Annotated in this window: 19 protein-coding genes; 7 read left to right on the top strand and 12 right to left on the bottom strand. The window is 72.9% G+C overall.

What is annotated here, in order from left to right; translation table 11 throughout:
- Positions 1-31: 31 nt before the first annotated feature.
- The gene (locus ACY34I_RS26155) at positions 32-628 is read left to right on the top strand and encodes an ArsR/SmtB family transcription factor (RefSeq protein WP_462757670.1); all 597 of its coding nucleotides are present in this window, start codon (positions 32-34) and stop codon (positions 626-628) included.
- Positions 625-1,938 (top strand): MFS transporter, encoded by a 1,314-nt coding sequence (locus ACY34I_RS26150; protein WP_462757669.1) that lies wholly within the window; start codon positions 625-627, stop codon positions 1,936-1,938. Before ACY34I_RS26155 ends, ACY34I_RS26150 begins: the two co-directional genes overlap by 4 nt.
- 76 nt (positions 1,939-2,014) lie before the next feature.
- On the opposite strand, the gene ACY34I_RS26145 is transcribed toward ACY34I_RS26150, so the two are convergent.
- From ACY34I_RS26145 to ACY34I_RS26125, 5 genes are all read right to left on the bottom strand, one after another.
- Positions 2,015-2,773, bottom strand: a complete 759-nt coding sequence (locus ACY34I_RS26145) for a peptidylprolyl isomerase (RefSeq protein ID WP_462757668.1) — start codon at positions 2,771-2,773, stop codon at positions 2,015-2,017.
- Between the two features lie 110 nt (positions 2,774-2,883).
- Positions 2,884-3,327 carry a hypothetical protein gene (locus ACY34I_RS26140; RefSeq protein ID WP_462757667.1) on the bottom strand — a complete coding sequence of 148 codons (444 nt, stop codon included), beginning with the start codon at positions 3,325-3,327 and terminating at the stop codon, positions 2,884-2,886.
- 234 nt (positions 3,328-3,561) lie between these two features.
- On the bottom strand, positions 3,562-4,320 hold the full coding sequence (locus tag ACY34I_RS26135) for an SRPBCC family protein (RefSeq protein ID WP_462757666.1): 759 nt from the start codon (positions 4,318-4,320) through the stop codon (positions 3,562-3,564).
- Between the two features lie 101 nt (positions 4,321-4,421).
- A complete protein-coding gene (locus ACY34I_RS26130; protein WP_462757665.1) occupies positions 4,422-4,880 on the bottom strand; it encodes a DUF6069 family protein in 459 nt (152 codons plus the stop codon).
- A gap of 1 nt (position 4,881) precedes the next feature.
- Positions 4,882-5,490, bottom strand: a complete 609-nt coding sequence (locus ACY34I_RS26125) for an ArsR/SmtB family transcription factor (RefSeq protein WP_462757664.1) — start codon at positions 5,488-5,490, stop codon at positions 4,882-4,884.
- Between the two features lie 159 nt (positions 5,491-5,649).
- On the opposite strand from ACY34I_RS26125, the gene ACY34I_RS26120 reads away from it, so the two are divergent.
- Positions 5,650-6,996, top strand: a complete 1,347-nt coding sequence (locus ACY34I_RS26120) for an ROK family transcriptional regulator (RefSeq protein WP_462757663.1) — start codon at positions 5,650-5,652, stop codon at positions 6,994-6,996.
- A 32-nt stretch (positions 6,997-7,028) separates the two neighbouring features.
- On the opposite strand, the gene ACY34I_RS26115 is transcribed toward ACY34I_RS26120, so the two are convergent.
- A complete protein-coding gene (locus ACY34I_RS26115; RefSeq protein ID WP_462757662.1) occupies positions 7,029-7,646 on the bottom strand; it encodes a MauE/DoxX family redox-associated membrane protein in 618 nt (205 codons plus the stop codon).
- A gap of 124 nt (positions 7,647-7,770) precedes the next feature.
- Here ACY34I_RS26115 and ACY34I_RS26110 point away from each other — a divergent pair, with 124 nt between their 5' ends.
- The gene (locus tag ACY34I_RS26110) at positions 7,771-8,223 is read left to right on the top strand and encodes a S26 family signal peptidase (protein ID WP_462757661.1); all 453 of its coding nucleotides are present in this window, start codon (positions 7,771-7,773) and stop codon (positions 8,221-8,223) included.
- Here the strand turns inward: ACY34I_RS26110 and ACY34I_RS26105 are convergent.
- Entirely contained in the window at positions 8,176-8,763 is a 588-nt protein-coding gene (locus ACY34I_RS26105) for a peroxiredoxin family protein (protein WP_462757660.1), read from the bottom strand. The two genes, ACY34I_RS26110 and ACY34I_RS26105, sit on opposite strands and share 48 nt — an antisense overlap.
- Before the next feature lie 82 nt (positions 8,764-8,845).
- Positions 8,846-9,031: a hypothetical protein gene (locus tag ACY34I_RS26100; protein ID WP_148794309.1), complete on the bottom strand. Its 186-nt coding sequence runs from the start codon at positions 9,029-9,031 to the stop codon at positions 8,846-8,848.
- A 163-nt stretch (positions 9,032-9,194) separates the two neighbouring features.
- On the opposite strand from ACY34I_RS26100, the gene ACY34I_RS26095 reads away from it, so the two are divergent.
- Positions 9,195-12,188 carry an AfsR/SARP family transcriptional regulator gene (locus tag ACY34I_RS26095; RefSeq protein ID WP_462757659.1) on the top strand — a complete coding sequence of 998 codons (2,994 nt, stop codon included), beginning with the start codon at positions 9,195-9,197 and terminating at the stop codon, positions 12,186-12,188.
- Here ACY34I_RS26095 and ACY34I_RS26090 read toward each other — a convergent pair.
- The 3 genes from ACY34I_RS26090 to ACY34I_RS26080 form a co-directional block, all read right to left on the bottom strand.
- A complete protein-coding gene (locus tag ACY34I_RS26090; RefSeq protein ID WP_462757658.1) occupies positions 12,152-13,987 on the bottom strand; it encodes an ABC transporter ATP-binding protein in 1,836 nt (611 codons plus the stop codon). The two genes, ACY34I_RS26095 and ACY34I_RS26090, sit on opposite strands and share 37 nt — an antisense overlap.
- 194 nt (positions 13,988-14,181) lie before the next feature.
- Positions 14,182-14,838: a response regulator transcription factor gene (locus ACY34I_RS26085; protein WP_462757657.1), complete on the bottom strand. Its 657-nt coding sequence runs from the start codon at positions 14,836-14,838 to the stop codon at positions 14,182-14,184.
- A complete protein-coding gene (locus tag ACY34I_RS26080) occupies positions 14,835-15,980 on the bottom strand; it encodes a sensor histidine kinase (protein ID WP_462757656.1) in 1,146 nt (381 codons plus the stop codon). Before ACY34I_RS26080 ends, ACY34I_RS26085 begins: the two co-directional genes overlap by 4 nt.
- Before the next feature lie 86 nt (positions 15,981-16,066).
- Between ACY34I_RS26080 and ACY34I_RS26075 the strand changes: the two genes are divergently transcribed.
- Both ACY34I_RS26075 and ACY34I_RS26070 read left to right on the top strand, forming a co-directional pair.
- Complete coding sequence (locus tag ACY34I_RS26075) at positions 16,067-16,816, top strand: hypothetical protein (protein ID WP_462757655.1); 750 nt, start codon at positions 16,067-16,069, stop codon at positions 16,814-16,816.
- Entirely contained in the window at positions 16,813-17,553 is a 741-nt protein-coding gene (locus ACY34I_RS26070; RefSeq protein WP_462757654.1) for a hypothetical protein, read from the top strand. The genes ACY34I_RS26075 and ACY34I_RS26070 overlap by 4 nt, the downstream gene beginning before the upstream one ends.
- Positions 17,554-17,599: 46 nt before the next feature.
- Here ACY34I_RS26070 and ACY34I_RS26065 read toward each other — a convergent pair whose 3' ends face one another.
- On the bottom strand, positions 17,600-19,225 hold the full coding sequence (locus tag ACY34I_RS26065) for a tetratricopeptide repeat protein (RefSeq protein WP_462757653.1): 1,626 nt from the start codon (positions 19,223-19,225) through the stop codon (positions 17,600-17,602).
- Positions 19,226-19,450: the final 225 nt, after the last annotated feature.

Here is a 19,450-nt window from a genome sequence, read left to right as displayed (position 1 = left end):
CAAGGAGGACGTGAGAGACTACTTTCGAAACATGTCTCTCAAGAATCCGTACGGGGATTTCGAGATCACCGACCCGCAGGCGCTGCGTGCCCTGGCGCATCCGGTGCGGCTGGCCGTGCTCGGCCATCTCCAACGCCACGGCCCGGCCACCGCGACCCAGTTGTCGCCGCACGTGGGTGCCACCCCCTCGGTGGTCAGCTGGCATCTGCGTCACCTGGCCTCGTTCGGGCTGGTGACCGACTGGGACGGGGCGACCAGCCGGCGCGAGCGCTGGTGGCAGGCGGCGGCCAAGGGGTTCCGCTTCAACCTCCCCGACGACGCCGACGGGCAGAACGCGGCACGCCAACTCCAGGGCGAGATGTTCGCCCAGAGCGCCGAACTGCCGCAGCAGTGGCTGCTGCACGACGAGCCGCGGCTGGACACCGAGTGGCGGCGAGCCGCCGGCCTGGCCAACACCCGGATCATGCTCACCGCCGAGGAGTTGCAGCAGCTCAACGACGACGTCGAAGCCCTGATCGCCAGATACGTGCAGCGCCCGGAGGCCGACGCGCCGGCCGGGGCGCGGGGCGTACGGCTGCTGCAGTACGTCCTGCCGGAACCCGGCGGCGACGAGCGGAGCGAGGGATGAGCGCGGTCACCGCGGCCCCGGCCGGCACGGTCGGCACCAGCCGGCACTTCCGCACGTTCTGGCTGGCCCAGGCGATCTCGCAGTTCGGCGACCGCATCACCGAACTCGCCCTTCCGCTCATCGCGGTCACCATGCTGGCCGCGACACCCGGCCAGGTCGGCGTGCTCACCGCCCTGATCTGGCTGCCGTACCTGTTCGGCGTCTTCCTCGGCGCCTGGGTCGATCAGCGTACGCACAAGCGGCGGCTGCTGGTCGTCGCCGACCTGATCCGCGCGGCCGTGCTGGTCAGCCTGCCGGTCGCCTACCTGCTCGACGTGGTCAGCCTGGCCCAGCTGTTCGTCGTCGCGGTGCTCACCGGTGCCGGCGCGGTGCTGTTCGCCATGGCGTACCCGTCGTTCTTCGTCACGCTCGTGCCGAGCACGGCCTACATCGACGCCAACAGCAAACTCAGCCTGAGTCGAGCCGGGTCGTTCGTCGCCGGTCCCGCGCTCGGCGGCGCGCTCGTGCAGCTCCTGACCGCGCCCGTCGCGCTCGCGGCCGATGCCCTGTCGTTCCTGGGATCCGCGCTGCTGATCGGGCGCATCCCGACCGACGGGGCGCCGCCGGCGCCGACCCGGTCGTCGACCCGCGCACGGATCCGGGACGGGCTGGCGCTGCTGCTGCGGCACCGCGTGCTGCGCGCCGCCCTCGGCGCCACCACCACCGTCAACTTCTTCACGTTCATCGCGACGGCGCTGCTGGTCCTCTACGCCAGCCGCGAACTGGGCCTGTCGGCGGGCGCTATCGGGCTGGGCATGGGGGCCGGTGCCCTCGGCGGCGTGGCCGGTGCGGCGTTGGCCCCACGTGTGACCCGGGCGATCGGCGTCGGCCGCACCGCCGTCATCGGCACCGCGCTCTTCCCGGCGCCGCTGGCGCTGCTGGCGCTGGGCAGCGGCCCGACCGGGGCGAAGATCGCGCTGCTCGCCGGCGTGGAGTTCGTCTCCTCGGTCGGCGTCATGCTCATGGACATCAACCTCAACGCCCTGATCGCCAAGGTCACGCCCGACGGCGCCCGGGGACGGACGGCCGGCGCGTACAGCACCGTCAACTACGGGATCCGGCCGTTGGGCGCGCTGATCGGCGGCTGGTTGGGCACCGCCATCGGACTGCGTCCCACCCTCGTCCTCGCCGGCGTCGCCGGCGCCTCCGCCGCCCTGTGGCTGATCCTGTCACCGGTACGACGCATCACCACGCTCGACGACGAAGCTGCCGCGGCGGCCGCGGAGAGTCCCGACGGCCGCGCCCTGCCGGAAGCTGCATCGGCGGGGTGACGCCACCATGGCGGCAGGCGACGAAGCCCCCGGGACCTCGCCGGCGGGGTGGGGATCCGCCCCGCCGGGTCGGGCGTCAGCGCGCCCGGGTGGCCCGGGAGATCTCCACCGGCAGGGCCGGCGCACCGTCGACCGGCGCCGGGTCCTCAGGGGTGGCGGCGATCCCGCCGGCCGCGATCCGGTCCAGGGTGGCCAGTCCGGCCTCGTCGACTGTGCCGAAGACGGTGTAGTTGGGGCGCAGCGCCGAGTCGGACTGCACCAGGAAGAACTGGCTGCCGTTGGTGTCCGGGCCGGCGTTGGCCATGGCCAGGGTGCCCCGGGCGTAGAGGCGGCGGACCCCGGTCGGGTCGGTCGGCGCCGGCGGCAGGTCGGTGGGCAGTTCGTCGGCGTACCGGTAGCCGGGCCCGCCCTCGCCGGTGCCGGACGGGTCGCCGCACTGCAGCACCTTCAGCGTCGGGTACGCGGTGAGCCGGTGGCAGGGCGTCCGGTCGTAGAACTTGTGGCGGGCCAGGTGCAGGAAGCTCTGCACGGTGCACGGGGCCTGTTCCCGGTCGAGCGTCAGCCCGATCGGGCCCTGGCTGGTCCGCAGGGTGACCCGCACGGTGCCGTGGTCGGGTGTGTGCCGGGGGTCCGGCGGCAGCGGCACCGGCCGGGCCGCCGGCTCGTCCGGCGTCGGCGTGTACGCGCACGGGCCGTTCGTGGGTGCGGGCGCGGCGGCCGGCGCCGCGGTTGCCGCGGCGCCACCGGCGGCGACCAGCGCGGCGGACACCACCGCCACGCCCGCGAGGCGGGGCAGCAGCTGCGGGATGGCGTGCGGTCGGGTTTTCCTCGACACGTGGTCCTCCCTGGACTTGTGGTAGCAGAGACCGGAGTCTATGGAGCCGGTGACCCGATGTCGATGACGCCGCGGCGGCCGGACCATGGCCGGCCGCCGGGCGTCGACGGTCAGGACCTGGCCAGGGTCACGATCGACGTGCCGTAGACGGTGACGTACCCGTAGGACTCGTCGTCCCAGGCGTTCGCCTCGGCATTCACCTCGGCATCGCCCTTCCCGTACGGGGTGGTGCCGTTCGGCGTGGCCACGGCGGTCCACGCCACCGCCGTGCCCGGCGTGCAGTCCACCCGGGCAGCGAAGGTGCCACGGACCAGCACCTTCTTGACGACCTGGAAGACCGAGCCGGTGACGTTCACGGGCGTGGGCTTGGTGCACGTCACCGTGCCGTGCACGGTCGCCTTGCCGCTCACCGTGCTGACGGTGCCGTCGGTGTCCACGGCGACCGTGAGCGCCACCGGCTCGGCCTGCGCCGGCGTGGCGGTGACCAGTCCACCGAGCACACCGGTGATCGACAGAGCGGCCGCGGCAGCCGCCCGACGCCAGGATTTCCGCATCCCCGTTCCCTCTCTGCGTGAGACAAGACGGCCACCGGGCGGTAACCCGGAAACGTGCCGTCTGGCAATTACCGCATGTCTCGGCGTTCCTGTCGGCCCCGCGCGGCACATCCTCCCAAAGTGGACCGTCGGCTTCGACGGGCTTCCCGGCCGGCGACGGAAGCGGCCGCTCCCCGGTTTGTCCGGGAAGCGGCCGCTGCTGATCGTCGCTGTCGGCGGGGTTCCGCCGGCCGGTCAGCCGATGGGGAGGGCGTTCACCCACTGCTGCCAGGCCTGCTCGGCCCGAGCCGGGTCCTGCTGCGGCGCGAAGATGTGGTGGCCGAGGACCAACGTGTTGCCGCGTTCGGTGCCGGAGTGCAGGAAGCGGTAGAGCGCGTCGTCGGTGCGAACGCCGAAGTAGGTGGGCAGACCGGCGATGTCGACGACCCCGTCGATCGCCGGCAGGCCGTCGACGGTGAGCCGGGCCCGCTGCCCCTCGGTGATCGGGCCGGTGATGCCGAAGGCACCGGCCACCGCCGCGAAGACCTGCTCCGGGGTCCCGGCCCCGGGACGGAACGCGGCGACCGGGGCACCGGTCCGGCCGGCGAAGTGAGTGAGGTAGGCCGCGAGGGTCCTCAGGTACATGTCCCAGCCGGCCTGCATCGCCTCGTACTCGGTCTCCCAGTTGTCGCCCAGGACGCCGCTCTGGACCAGCCGCAGCACCGTGGCGCCCTGGTCACGGCCCTCGATCAGGTATTCGATGGCGTTGAAGCCGCCCTCCTGCCCGAACTCCGAGCGGATGGCGAACCGCTTGCCCGGCTCCCAGGCGGTGACGGTCGCCTCGTCGGTGTGGCCGGCCATGGTGAGGCTGCTGCGGCCGCCCTCGCGCGGCTCCACCTCGCTGCGGCCCATGAACCAGGAGTCGATACCCGGTCCGGTGGCGATCGCCTCCCACACCTGCTCGGGGGTGGCGGCCAGCTCGATGTCCTTCTGCAGCTCGAAGTGGTGTCCCATGATGCGAAGTCCTTTCCGGTGATCGGTGTCGTCGAGAATCGGGTGAAGTGGCGGTGGCCGGCGCCGGCTGGCCGGCGGTGGCCGGGAGGTCGCGGGTCGGGTCAGCGGGCGGCCGTGCCGGCCGGGCGGAGCATCGGCAGCAGCGCGGCCGCCACCACGACGTGCAGCACGCAGAGCATCAGCCGGGTGTCCACGGTGGCCCGCTCGATGAAGATCGGGACGAAGGAGGCCGCCAGCACGGTCCCGGCGAGCCCGCCCCAGATCGGCCGGGCGTGCCGCGTGAAGCGTTCGAGCAACGCCAGGGCGCCCCACCCGAGCAGCCCGAAGACCAGGCTGAACACGGCGATCTCCGGCAGGATCAGCGGGTGCGCTTGGGTGGACCCGGGGTCGGTGAGCGTGAAGTCCACGCCGGCGGCGCGGGCGACCAGGTAGAGCAGGCTGTTCGCGCCCACCGCGACGGCGACTCCGAGCGCGCGCCGGCGACGGCGGCGCGAGGCGGCGCTGACGGTACGGGCGGTCGGGCGGGCCGCGGCGATGATCGGGCTGGTCGTGGTGGTCATGTCAGGACTCCTCGGATTCGTTGCCGGACGTGGGGTTGACGCTGGGGTGCAGGGCGAGCACCACCCGGTGCTCGCGGCCGCCGGGGGTGTTCTCGTCGTGGTACCTGCTGACCAGGGCGCTGACCGTGGACGCCAGTTCCTCGGCGAACGCGGCCCGGTCGCGGGCGGAGGCGAACCGGACGGTGGCGTCGATGGCGAACGTGGCCACCCGCTTCTTCGCCCGGTCCGCGCCGGTGATGAGCGCGCCGACGTCCTGCACGAGCCGGGCGGCGACCGCGAGCAGCCACCGCGCGGACAGCCGGTCCGGCGCGTCGGACGGGTTGGGCCGCACGGCCGCGAGGGCCGCCGGCGAGATCACGTACGACGCCGCGGTGGCCCGCATGACCCGTTCGGTGACGTTGCCCTTGCGGCGCTCCTCCACCAGCTCGATCAGGCCGTGCTGCTCGAGCGCGCGGAGATGGTAGTTGACCTTCTGCCGAGGCAGGCCGACCCGGGCGGCGAGCATCGTCGCCGAGGCCGGTTCCGCGAGCGCGGCCAGCAGCCGGGCCCGCATCGGGTCCAGCGACGCCTCGGCCGCCGCCGGGTCCTCGATCACTGCGATGTCGAACATGACCCCACCTTCCCACCGACAAATTTTTTTGTCAAGACAGATCTAGTTTTCGGCATGCCGCCCGCATCGCCCCGCCGGCTCGCGGAACACCGCGATCCACCGCACTGCCACCAGTCGCCCGGCACAGGAGGTACGCCCGCACCGCCGGGCGCCGGAATAATGGGACGCCGCGACGTCGCCGCACCGCCGGAGGTCGGGTTGGTCCAGGACGAGATCCGCCGACGCAATCTCGGCACCCTGCTGCGCCACGTTCACCTGGGCGGTTCGGCCTCCCGCGCCGTGCTGGCCGAGCGGATGGGTCTGAACCGCAGCACGATCATGGGGCTGACCGCGGAACTCAGCGCCGCCGGTCTGGTCCGTGAGGAGGCGCCGACCGACACCGGGCGAGCGGGTCGACCGTCGCTGCTGGTCCGCCCCGAGTCCCACCAGGTGTACGTGCTGGCGTTCGACGTCGCCGTGGACTGGCTCGTCGCCGCCCGGGTCGGGCTGGGCGGGGTCGTCCTGGACCGCCGGCGGGCACCCCGACCGCGCGCCGGGGCCGACCTCGACCGAGTGGTCGAGGTCCTCGCCTGGTTCGGTCGGCAACTGCACGAGGTGGCAGCGCCCGACTCGGTCTGCGTCGGAGCCAGCGCCTCGTACTGCGGGATGATCCGGCCGGGCGACGGCATGGTCCGCTTCGGACCCGACATGGGCTGGGTGGACCAGGCGTTCGGCGCCGAACTCAGCCGCCGGCTCGGGCTCGGCCTGCCCGTGTCGGTCGGCAACGAGGCCCACCTCGGGGCGGTGGCCGAGCAGCAACGAGGGGCGGGTGTCGGCTTCCAGAACCTGATCTACCTACACGGCGACGTCGGCGTGGGCGGCGGGATCATCGTCGGCGGCAAACTGCTGGACGGTGAGGGCGGATACGCCTGCGAGCTCGGGCACATGGTGGTGAACCCGTACGACGGGCGGCCCTGCGGATGCGGCTCCCGCGGCTGCCTGGAGGCGGAGGTCGGCGAGCGGGCCCTGCTCGACGCCGCCGGACGGCCCGCCGAACTGTTCGGCCGCGACGCCCTGCGCGCCGTGGTCGACGACGCCGGCCGCGGTGACCCGGTGGCCCGCGACGCCCTGCACCGCATCGGCGACTGGCTCGGCATCGGGGTGGCGAACCTGATCAACCTGTTCAACCCGGGCATTGTGATCTTCGGAGGGATGCTGCGCGACGTGTACCCGGGCGCGGCCGGCCAGGTCCGCGCCCGTATCGCGGCCAACGTGCTGCCAGTCGCCAAGGAGCGCGTACGGCTGCACACCTCGGCGCTCGGCGACGACGCCACCCTGGTCGGCGCCGCCGAACTCGGCTTCTCGGGCCTGCTGGCCGATCCACTGGGTACGCTCGCCGACACGGCGGCCCAACCGGCGGCCGGTGCCCGGTGCCCGCGGCAACGCCAACCCGTACCGTCGCCGGACGGCCCGCCCGACGCGCCCGGAGTCAGGTCACCTCGGATGACCCCGCCGGCAGGTCCTTGACACTCCCGCCGGTCGGCGTCTGAGCGGTGGACTCAGCCGCCCCGGCCGCCCCGGAGGTCGCCACCCCGCTGGGCCGCGCCTCCTGACGGGGTGACCGGCAAGAACAGGGCCGCGAGATCGTCGAGGCGGACGACGATGAGCGCGCCCACCGCGCCCAGCGGTACGGCCAGCACCGCGGCCCGGATCGTCACCCCGGGATCGCCGAGTGAGGCGTACGCGCCGATCCCGGCGACCACGGTCAGCACGACGTTGCGGGCGAGGTGGTGCCGGCCGAAGGGGGCCGCCGCGGCTTCGCCGAAGCACCGGCAGGACACCGGCACACCACGATGGAGAACCACCGCGATCGCCACCGTGAACGCCGCCAACAGCGCCGCCGCCACCGTGAACGCCGCCAACAGCGCCGCCGCCACCGTGAACCCGACCGTGGCCACCGCGGCGCCGGGCAGCGGCACCAGCAGCAGGGGCACCGTCGCCTCGGCCGCCGCCACCGCGGCCGCCACCGGGACGACCAGCTGCGCCGGCAGCACGTTCATCGTCCCCAGCGAGTCGGCGAACGCCCGGAACGCCGGCCGCCCGCGTAGCTTGCTGGCGGCCGACGCCAGGAAGACCAGCGCGAGCAGGCACCGGCTGAACACAAACAGGTACGACATGCTCTCCTGCTTCCTTGTCGTTGCTCGCCTCTGAGAGGCGGTGAGCATGCTTGGCTGATTCGCTCGCCGTCGGCGACACAACGAGCCCGGCGTTCCCCTGCTGCCGCTCCGCTACGGTGGTGCGGTGGATCGACCCACTCTGCTGATCGCGGTCGGCTCGTTCGTGGCGGTCGGGATCGCCGTGCTGGTTGCCCGCGCCCTGCTCCAGGTGGTCGGGGTCAACGGCGACAGCATGACCCCGACGTACCAGGATGGCGACCAGCTCCTCGTGCTCAGGCGGGGATTCCGGCGCCGGCTGCGGGTCGGCGCCGTCGTCGTCTGTCTGCCGCCACCCGGCGTCAGGATCACCGCGGGCGACGTCGACGCCGCCACCCAGTTGATGGTCAAGCGGGTGGCGGCGCTGCCGGCGGGACAGGTCTACGTCCTCGGGGACGCGCCGCGGCACAGCCTCGACTCGCGGGCCTTCGGCGCGCTCCCGTCGGAGCTGGTGCGGGGCGTGGTCATCCGACGGCTACGGGCCGCCCTGCGGTCATCGCCCGGCGGGCACGATGTCGCGCCCCGGGGACAGGTCGGGTAGCTGGCTGGCGTTGTTGCTGACGCCGGCCACCCGGCCGTCGGTGTCGACCAGGTAGAACGCGGGGAACGCGGCGATCTGGAAGGCCGACTGGAGCGCCCCGTCGAGCGGCTCGTGGACGATGGTCGCCCGACTGTCGAGCACGCCCAACGCCGCCACCAGCTCGGCGCGCTCGCGGTCCTCCCGGTCCGGCGCCGGCTGCAGCCGGGTGAGCACGATGAGCACCGCCGCCGGGGTGTCGAGCGCTTCGACGAGCGCCGACCGTACCGAGGGCAGCTGCTCCTGGCACCCCGAACAGTCAGGGGCGAGAAACGCCACCAGGCCACCCGACGCGCGCAGCGAGGCGATGGACACCACGTCCCCGTCGGCGGTCGAAGCGGTGAAGTCCGGCACCTGCGCGCCGACCGAGAGGGTCACCGGCGGCCGGCCGGCGGCCAACTCCTGCGTGTGCTCGCGCAGCTTCCGGATGACGCCGAACGTGAGCAGCAGGTTCAGCAGCGTGAGTGTGGTGAGTACGACGAGTACGGCGACGACAATGGGCATCGGTTTGCTCCTGACGGGAATGGGCACGTGCGCGTCGCGGCCGGGGGGGGTGTCCGGCCGCGACGCTTTCACGGGGCGTTGCTCAGCAGTCCGTACCCCACCAGCACTGGCACGAGCTGTTACAGGTGCGCCACTTGAACCGGGTGGTGGTGTACCGGCAGCACATCGGTGTGTTGGTGCAGGACGGCTGGCAGACGGCCGAGGCGGTGGTCTTGGGCAGCATCAGCGCCAGGAACCGGTCCGCCAGTGCGCCGACGTGACGGGTCATCGTGTACCTCCAATCTGGATCTAGACTGATCGCGGACGGTAGGCGGACCGGCTACACGGCGACCTACAGCATCGATACAACTGTTACCCGTGACGTGTTGCGGATCTTCGTACCTCGTTCCTAGGGTGCTGGCCGTGGTGGACCGAACCAGAACCGAGGTGCCTTGAGCCTGCGATACCAGCTGCTCGGCCCACTTCGGATCACCGCCGCCGGCCGGGCGGTCCCCGTCGGGCCGCAGAAGCAGCGGGCGATGCTGGCCACCCTCCTGCTGTCGACCAACGAGCGGGTGTCTCTGGACCGCCTCATCGGTGAGCTGTGGGACCAGCCGCCCCGCTCGGCCGTGGCGAACCTGCGCACCTACGCCAGTGGGCTGCGCCGGTTGCTGAGCGAGCTGGACGGCGGACCCGCCGGCGACCGGTTGGTCGCCAGCGTCGCCGGATATCAGCTGCGGGTCGACCCGGAAGAGCTGGACCTGCACCGCTTCCAGACCGCGATCGAGCTGGGCCGCGCGGCCCTCGCCCACGGTGACCATGCCGCCGCCACCGCCCGGTTCCGGGAAGCGCTGGACCTGTGGCGGGGCCGACCGGCCGAGGACGTACGGCCGGGGCCGGAACTCGCTGCCCGGATCACCCTGCTCGAGGAGCAGCACCTGTCGCTGGTCGAGGACCTGATCCAGGCGCGCCTCGCGCTCGGCGAGCACACCTCGGTGACCGGCAACCTGCGGCTGCTGATCACCGCCCACCCGTACCGGGAGCGGCTGCGTCACCAGCTCATGCTGGCGCTGTACCGGTCCGGCGACGCACCGGCGGCCCTCTCGGCGTACGCGGAGACCCGCGCGGTCTTCGCCGACCAGCTCGGCCTCGAACCCGGAGCGGAACTGTCCCGGCTGCACCAGGCCATCCTGCGCCGGGCCCCGGAGCTGTCCACACCCGACGCGGCCGCGGAGCCCGCCGACCCGCAACCGGACCCCGGGTCCGGTAACCCGCCCGGCCTAGCCGAACCGCCGCGTCAGCTGCCGCCGGACCCGGCGGCGTTCGTCGGCCGGGTCGATGAACTGCGGACCATCGAGCGGGCCTGCACGGCCGCGAACCGGCCACGGACCGGTCCGTCGGTGGTCGTGCTGCACGGCCCGGGCGGGATGGGCAAGACCACCCTGGCGGTACGCGCCGCGCACCGACTCGCGGCCCACTATCCCGACGGACAGCTGTACCTCGAACTGCAGGGCGGGGCCCCCGGCATGTCCAGCGTCGAACCGTTGCCGGCGCTCGGTCAGCTACTGCGCGCGCTCGGCGTACCGGCCAGGGACGTGCCGCTCGACCTGGCCGAGGCGGCCGCGCGGTTCCGGTCGGAGACCGCCGGCCGGCGGCTGCTTATCGTCCTGGACGGCGCGGCCGGCGCGCAGCATATCCGGCTCCTGCTCCCGGCTGGCCAGGACTGCGCCGTCCTCATCACCAGCCGCCGACCGGCGAGCACCCTCGACGCGCTGCGGCTCCGGCTGGACCGGCTCAGCGACGCCGAAGCGCGCCAACTCCTCGACACCCTCTGCGGCGACGGGCGGGGGGCGGCCGACCCCGACGCGGCGGACCGCCTGGCGATGCTGTGCGACGGGCACCCGCTGGCGCTGCGCATCGCCGGAGCCCGGCTCGCGGCCCGCCCCGACTGGTCCGTCTCGGTGCTCGCGGACCGGCTGGACGACGAGCGGGAACGGCTCGACGAACTGCGCGCGGACGACCTCGCCATCCGTTCCAGCTTCTGGAACACCTACCGCCAGCTGCTCGACAGCGCGGATCCGGACGACCGCACGGCGGCGGCCGCCTTCCGGTCGCTGTCGCTGCTGCGGGTGCCGGAGATACCGGCGCCGCTCGCCGCGGTCACGATCGGTGTTCCGGAACGGCGCGCACTGGCGCTGCTGGACCGGCTCACCGAGACGCACCTGCTGGACGCGATCGGGCCGACCCGGTTCCGGTTCCACGACCTGCTCCGGCTCTACGGCGCGGAGCTGGCCGAGGAGACGGATCCGGCCGCCGAGCGCCAGCGCGCGGTACGCCGCGGGCTCACCGCGTACCTGACCACGGTGCTGCGCGCGGGTCAGCTGTTGCGCCCGCAGCGGGCGGCCGAACTCGCCACCGGACCCACCGTCGTCGAGCTGGGCACGCTCGACGACGCCGTACGCTGGGTCGACGGCGAGTTGGCCGGGATCATCGCGGCCGCCCGTCAGGCCTGCGATGCGGCCCCGCAGCTGAGCCGGCTGTGCGTGGAGGCGATTCCGTCCGTGGCCGTGTGGCTGCAGAAGCGCAACCGGTGGGCGGAGGCCGATGCCCTGGTCGCCGTCTGTGAGCAGGCGGCGACGCTCGCCGACGACGATGCCGCCCGGGCCAAGGTGCTCGCGCTGCGGGCGACGCTGCACTGGCGTACCGGCTCCCCGGAGGCGGCATGTGGCGCGTTGGAGTCGGCGCTGGAGCTGTGGCGCCGGCTGGGTGATCGCGAAGGCGAGGGGCGGGCGCTGCAGAACCTCGGCTGGTTCCACCACCGTACGGGGGCCCCGCGTCGGGCGGCAGACCTCGTCCGGGCGGCGGTCGGGCTCCTCGCTGGCGCGAACCCGGTATGGCTCGCGATGGCACTGCACAACCTGGCCGAGATCGAGTTCGAGCTGGGTAACTTCCCGGCCGCCGGCGAACACCTCACTCGCTGCCTGGCGATGCGGCGCGAACACAATGATGCCGTCGGCGAGGCGATGACGCTGGTGGCTCTCGGCCGGACGCAGAGCCAACTCGGGCGGCACCTGGACGCGCTGACGGCACTCACCGCCGGCCTGCGGCTGTGCCGGCGGACCGGCAACCGGGAGGACGAGTGGGAGGCGCTGCTCAGCCGCACGGAGGTGCACCTTCGGATCGGTGACGTGGCGCTGGCCGACCGGGACGGCGAGGAGGCGCTGGCCCTGGCCCGCGCGGCCGGCGATCGGTACGGCGAGGCGGCCGCGCTCCGGCAGCTCGGCCGGGTGCGGGAACGCCGTGGCGAGCGCGCGACGGCGGACGGGTACGCGCGGCGGGCCAATCGGATCTTCGCCGACCTGCCCGGCCGGCGGGACGGCGTGCTCGAAACGTTCCTTGCCCGCGCGGATCAGCCGGCCGGCGTTTCCGCCTCGGCCGGGACGTAGCCTGCCGCCTGCATCCGGAACAGTGTGGCGTAGGTGCCGTTGGCCGCCAGCAGGTCTTCGTGCCGGCCCGCCTCGACGACCTGCCCGCCGGAGAGCGCCACGATCAGGTCGGCGTCCCGCAGCGTACCCAGCCGGTGGGAGATCAGGACGCTGGTTCGGCCGGCCCGGTAGTGGCGCAGTCTGAGCTGGATGTCGGCCTCGGCCTCGGCGTCCAGGCCGGCGCTCGGCTCGTCGAGGATGAGCAGGTCCCGCGCCGCGGGCAGCACCGACCGGGCGATCGCCACCCGCTGCCACTGCCCGCCGGAGAGCAGTACGCCGGCATCCGCCGGATCGCCGTCCAGTTCGAACACTCGGGACAGCATCGTCTTGTACCCCCGGGGCAGGCCCTCGATGGTCTCGTGGATGCCGGCCCGGCGGGCGGCGTCCGCGATCCGGGCGGCGTCCTCGGCGCGTACGTGGTCCGGGCCGGCCGGGTCGACATCGCCGAGCCAGATGTTCTCCGCGGCCGTCAGGTCGTACGTCATGTAGTCCTGGAACACCGCGCCGATCCGGGCCCGCAGGTCGTCCACGGCCAGCTCGCGAAGGTCGACGCCGTCCCACAGGATCGCGCCCCGGGTCGGGTCGTAGAACCGGCACAGCAGCTTGACCAGGGTGCTCTTGCCGGCGCCGTTGTGGCCGACCAGGGCCACCGTCTGTCCATGCGGGATGAACAGGTCCACGCCCCGCAGCACCCACGGGTGGTCCGGACCGTAGCGGAACCAGACGTCGCGGAACTCGATGCCCCGCCGCAGCGGGGGGACCGGCAGTGGTCGGGCCGGCTCCGGCAGGTCCGGCGGGCAGGTGACAATCTGCTCGTAGTGCCCGAGCAGCAGCATCGCCTGGTGGATGCCGGCGAGGTGGTCGATCAGGGTGGCCAGGCTGCTCTGTACCCCGGCGACGGCGGCGATGAAGACGGCCACGTCGCCCACCGTGAGCCCGCCGGATCGGGCGGTGGCGACGGCCCACACCAGGCCGCCCCCGGACAGCGCCGCGCTCAGCACCGCGAGCAGTGCCTGGACGCGCACCTCCCGGCGCTCGTGGGCCCGGCGGGCGGCGCTCGCGGCGCCCAACTCGGTGAGCATCCGGCGGCGGAACAGCCCACCCAGCCGCAGCAGGCGTACCTCCTTGGCCGCGGACAAGCTGGTCAGCAGGCTGGCGTAGAACATCTCGCGCCGCTCGCCCGGCCCGATCTCCCAGAGCATGTCGGCCCGTCGCCGGCTCAGCCGGAGCTCGGCGATCAGCGCGGGTACGCTGCCGGTCGCCACCAGCACGGCCATCACCGGGTTGATCACCACGAGGGTGCCGAGGAAGCCGGCGAGCAGCACTGCGCCCTGCACCAGGCCGAGCAGGCCGTCGACGCAGCGGCTGGGCCCGTCCCGCCCGGCCTGCTCGGCCAGCCGGAGCGTGTTCTGGAACGCCGGCTCCTCCAGTCGGCGCAGGCCGGCGAGGCGGTCGGTCGCCGCGTACAGCTGGTCGAGCGCGACGACGGCGGCCGAGCGCGCGAGGTCCGCCCGCAGATAGTTCGTCAGGTGCGGCACGACGGCGAGGCCGACGGAGACCACCGCCAGCGCGGTCGCCACCCCGAGGATCGCGCCGCCGGACGCGTTCGCGACACGGTCGAGGACGAGTTTGGTGAGCCAGGCCGCCAGCACCGGAAGCGCGCCCGCGATCGGCGCGAGCACGACGTACGCCGCCAGGTTGGCCCGCCCGGCTCGCCAGACCACCGCGACGGCCCGCGCGGTCCGGGCAATGCTGATCATGGCGAGAGGGTACGGACGCCACCTCCAGGAGCAGCTACAGCGCCGGTACAGGTGGCGGGATCCAGAGCTCTGCCGCGGCGCGTCCCCTGCCGGGCAACGCCGGTAGGGGTATCGCGGTCACTTGATACCCGCTGCGCCGGCCGTTGCGGCGCGGGAGCCGGATTGATCTAGGCCGTGAGCTGTGAATCGGCGAGTCAGGCGATCCGGTAGCCGACTCCCGGCGTCGTTGCGATGATCGGTGGATTGCCGAGCTTGCGCCGTAACCGGCCCACGGTCACCGTGACGGTGTTGGTGAACGGGTCGGCATTCTCGTCCCAGACCTGCTCGAGCAGGGCCTCGGTGCTCAGGAAGCCCGGACTGGCCCGGAGCAGCGCCTGCAGCACGGCGAACTCCTTCACCGAGAGGTTGAGTTGCCGCCCGTCGCGAACGGCGGTCCGGCGTACCGGGTCCAGCGCGACGCCGGCTGCCTGAAGTGTCCGGGGTCGCGCGTCTGGCTTGCGGCGGGCCAGCGCCTGGATACGCAGGATCAGCTCGGGGAAGTGGAAGGGCTTGGCGAGATAGTCGTCCGCGCCGAGGGTCAGCCCGCTGACCCGGTCACCGGGCGCGCCCGCCGCGGTCAGCATCAGCACCATCGGCCGGTTTGCCCGCTCGGTGATCATCTGGCACAGCGTGTCGCCGTGGAGGCCGGGCAGGTCTCGGTCCAGGACCACCACGTCGTGCGCGGCGAGGTCGAGCTTGGCGGCGGCGGTGAGCCCGTCGTGTGCGAGGTCGACGGCCATGCCCTGGTCGCGTAGTCCTTCGGCGATGACCTCGGCGAGGGCGTGATCGTCTTCGACGACGAGGATCCTCATGCCGCCACCGGCATCTTCGCGGGCGGAAGCGTGATCGACACGCGCAGGCCGCCTTCCGGCCGGGCGAGTAGGGCGAGCCGGCCGCCGTGGGCGGCGGCGACAGCGGCCACAATGGACAGTCCGATTCCGGAGGAGCCGATGCGCTCGCCGCCAAGCCGCTCGAAGGGCTGCGCCAGCCGGTCGACCTCCCGTTGGTCGAGAACTCGACCACCGGTTTCGGCGACCAGCACCGTCTCCCCCTTTCTCGCGGATCCGGTGATTCCGATCCACCCGCCGTGCTCGTTGTGGGTCACGGCGTTGTCGACGACATTGGCCACCAACCGCGCCAGCAGCGCCGGGCTGCCCTGGGTCGCCGTTCCCGGTGGTACGTCCACCGTCAGGCTCAGCCGCTTCGTCTGCACGTCGGTGGTCCTGTCCCGCAGGGCCGTGCCGATGAGGTCGCCGAGGTCGACCGTGGCGGCGTCGGCCAGCGTGCCGTGCTGTGCTCGGGCCAGCACGAGGAATCCGTCGAGCAGGTGATCGACGCGGTCCAGCTGCCTACGCAGACGGTCCGCGAGCGCCACCGTCGAGGGGGCCGGGTCAGGCTTGGCGACCGCGACGTCCAGCGACGCCCGTATCGTCGACAGCGGAGTACGCAGCTCATGGGATGCGTTGGCGACGAAGCGGCGCTGTGCGGCGAACGATGCTTCGAGTCGTTCGAGCAGTTCGTCGATGGTGTCAGCGAGGTCCTTCACCTCGTCGGCCGGGCCATCTACCGCCAGCCGCCGATCCAGGCTGTCGGCGGAGATGCGCCGCGTGGCGCTGGTGATGAGCCGCAGTGGTCGCAGTACGCGCCTAGCCAGCACCCGACCGAGCAGCAGTGACACGACCGCCATCACGATCAGCGCCACCACCGAGCCGGCCAGCAGCTGGCGGGCCTGCTGCGTGTGCACGGCGGCCAACTGGTCCTCCAACTGCCGGATACGCTGCTGCGCCGCAGGGGTGCCCTGGGCGGGGGGATGTCCGGCGGGGGCGACGCTGCTGATGCTGCCGCCGGAGAGCAGGAAGGTCAGGCCCAGCAGCCCGATACCAGACACGAGGAACACAACGGCATAGAGGAGCGTGAACCTTACCCGCACGGTCCCGCTGGGCAGCCTGATCATGTCTCCAGCATGCCCCGGGCACCCTAACAACAGGATGACAGAGCCGGTTCGGGCCGCGTTACGTGCCGATCCGTAGAACCGACGGCATGTCGACCACCGAACTCCTCCGGCGGGAATGGTCCGCATTCCGCAGCCCGGGCCGCCTGATCGCCTTGGCCGCCGCGGCCCTCACCGTCATCGCGCTGGGCCTGCTGTACGCCTTCGGCAACCAGTCGTCCTGCCCCGGGCCGTGCCCGGTCGCTCCCGTGGCCAACGGCGGCGCTACCGTCAGCGACAGGTTCTGGTTCCTGCATCGCGACCTGGGCCGCGAGGGCAGCATCACGGTCCGGATGACCTCGATGACCGGGACCATCACCTACCCTCCGCCGAACCATGACCAGATCGTGCCCGGGCTGGTGCCGTGGGCGAAGGCCGGGATCATCGTCAAGGACGACGTGCGGCAGGGCTCGCGGTACGCGGCGGTCATGATGACCGGCAGCCACGGCGTGCGCTTCCAGTACGACTACCGGCACGACGTCGCCGGAAGCGCGGGCGGCGTCTCGAAGCAGTCCCCCCGCTGGCTGCGCCTGAGCCGCTCGGGCGACACCATCACCGGCTCTGAGTCGGCCGACGGCAAGCAGTGGCACACCGTCGGGGCGGCGAAGCTCGACGGGCTGCCGGACACCGTGCAGGTCGGCCTCTTCGCCACCTCCCCGGCGACCTCACGCTCCGGAAGGTCGGCCTCGGCGGCGCGCTGGAGGAGGTCCGGTTCACCCAGGCCGTCGGCGTATTCGACAACGTCGCCGTCGAGGGCGGCGCCACCGGCGCGTGGGACAACGACCCGGTCGGCGAGATGAACCACACCGACTGGGAGAAGTACCACAACGCCTCGGGAGCCGCCGAGAGGAACGGCGTCATCACGGTCAGCGGCACCGGCGACATCGGGCCGCTCGGCGAGGAGGGCGCGCGTACCGTCGAGAAGACCCTGCCCGGCCTGGCAGTCGCCCTGATCATCGCGCTCATCGTCGCGGCCCGCTACGGCGCCCACGCAGCTCCCAGGACGGCCTCCCGCCAGGTGATCGCCGCCCGAGCAGCCGTCGTCGGGGCGGCCACCTTCGTCACCGGTCTGGTCGCCGTCGGCGTCGTCCTCCCGGCGGGCACGGCGATCCTGAAGGGCAACGGCATCCCGGTGCAACCAATACCGGTACTGACCGGCGCTCGAGTGATCGTCGGCGTCCCGGCGGTGCTCGCACTCTGCGCCGTCCTCGCGTACGGGGTCGGCGTGTGGCTGCGCCGCCGCTGGGCGGCGATCATCATCGGGCTGTCGCTGGTCGCCCTGCCCTACGCCGTCACGGCGTTCCCACTACTGCCCGACACGGTCTCCGAGTGGCTGCTGCGGCTCACCCCGGCCGCCGGCTTCGCCGTCCAACAGACAATGGAGGAGTATCCCCAGGTCACCGCGCATTACGCGCCGTCGGCCGGGTACTTCCCACTTCCTTGGTGGGCCGGGCTCGCGGTGCTCTGCGCGTACACCGTGATCGCGATGCGGATGGCCGTCGGCCGCAAGCAGGCGGCGGACATCGACTGGCGATAGTGGACGGTGCGGGGGGCATCACCCCCGCACCCGCCTCCGACTCTGCCTAAAAGTGAGGTGAGGAATCTTGGCGCGAGGTGCGGGTGAGGCGGGCGAGGCCGCGGGTGCCGGCGTAGAGCGCCCAACCCAGCCAGGCCACCAGGCCCACACCGGTGACCAGGAACGCCGGCACGGCGACGATCTCCGGCAGCGGCATCGCGGAGGACGGTAGGGCCGCGGCCAACGCGATGGCGACCAGTTCCACCAGCGCGGCCAGGGCCAGCGGGACGAGCAGCATCCCGAGTGCGGCGTTCTGCCGGCCGGGGCGGAGGATGAGCCGGTGCCGCGACCACGCGCCGTAACCGAGGAAGCCGGCCAGCGCGATGGTGCCGACGACCGCCCGGCCCGGCCACGGCGCCGGCGGATCGGCGTTCATCACCAGCGGCACGACCGCGAACAGCGCTCCGGCGCGGACCAGCCGCATCACCCACCGGCCCGCATAGGACGCCTCGCGCTGCTCGGCGAGCAGGTCGGTGGCCGGCGGTTGCCCGAACGTGCCCCGGGCCGGCCCCGAGGCGCCCGCCGGCCGAACGCCCGCCGGCGAAGTGCCCGGCCCGGCAGAGGATCCGGGCGCGAGGGGCGGCGGGCCGGCGACCTTGCGGTCGGCGGTGACGAACGCCGCCCCGCTGACGATCAGCGCCAGGAAGTGTGCCGCCATCGGAACCACGATGGCGGCCGACGGCGGCCGTTCCGGATCCTGGCGCAGCGCGGTGACGATCAGCCCGGCCGCGGTGAGCACGCACAGGGCCAGCCCGAACAGCCGCACGCGGGCCCGGATGTCCGTGCGGACCACGTGTTCGGCGTATACCCGCGCGCCTGGGGAGAGGGCGCGCCAGGTCCGGGCGGCCCACAGCAACCACAGCGCGGGCGGCAGCACCGCCAGCAGCCACATCCACGGAAGCACGGCAAACATGCCCAAGAAGCCGGCCGTCCAGACCGACATCATCGCCCAACCAGCGAGGCCGCCGATGACCACCCGATCCAGTTCGGTACGGGCGGCATGGTTGGTCGGTTCCGCGGCCAGTACCGCGCTGACATGCCCGGCGGCGGCCGCCAGCCGCCCTCGAGTGGCCGCAACGCGACCGAGCCCGGTGAGCGCCGCCTTGTGCTCCGGGTCGAGCGCCAGCGCGCGGCGGTACGACCGGCTGGCGAACAGGTTCCAGCCGATCGAGTGGAACATGAGTGCCCGGATGTAGTGCGGGCCGGCCGACTCCGGGGCCAGACCCACCGCCCGCTTGATCGTCCGGAACGCGTGGCGCGGCTGCCCGAGGCTGAGCGAGGCGAGCGCCAGCGCGCCGTACCCGCGCCAGTCCTCGGGCGCGAGACGGACGGTCTCCAGCGCGCTGGCTCGTGCCGCCGTCGGATCTTCCACACCGATCTGGGCGAACGCGAGCAGCAGGTGGCCCTCGTGCTGCCCGGGCGCGACCGCGACGGCCCGCGCCGCCACGTCCCGCATGGCGGCGAACTCGTCCTCCGCCTGATACGCGCGGGCCAACACGTACAGCGCCTCGACGTTGTCCGGATCGCCGGCCAGCACGGCCGCGATCCCCCGCCGTGCGGCCTCGATCCGGCCGACCTCCAGCAGTGCGCTGGCTCGCGCCACACCGGCATCGGACGCCGCGTGCCTCGTCATCGGCCCACCCTAAGCGAGTGTTCCGGCCGATGACCGAGGCCCTTGTGGGTGGACCGGCGCCCCGGCCGTCGTCTCCCGGATCCGGCGTTGGCCGGGCCGACTATCCGGGGAAGGAGAGCGCGGGACGGAGGAGTTTCAGGTCCACCGCGTCAGCCATCGCCTGGTAGCCGGCGTCGCTCGGGTGCAGATGGTCGCCCGAGTCGTACGCCGGGAGGAGCCGCAGCG

It is taken from the genome of Micromonospora sp. RTBAU3-60 (assembly GCF_054963695.1).
This window is presented reverse-complemented; position numbering and strand designations above follow the sequence as displayed.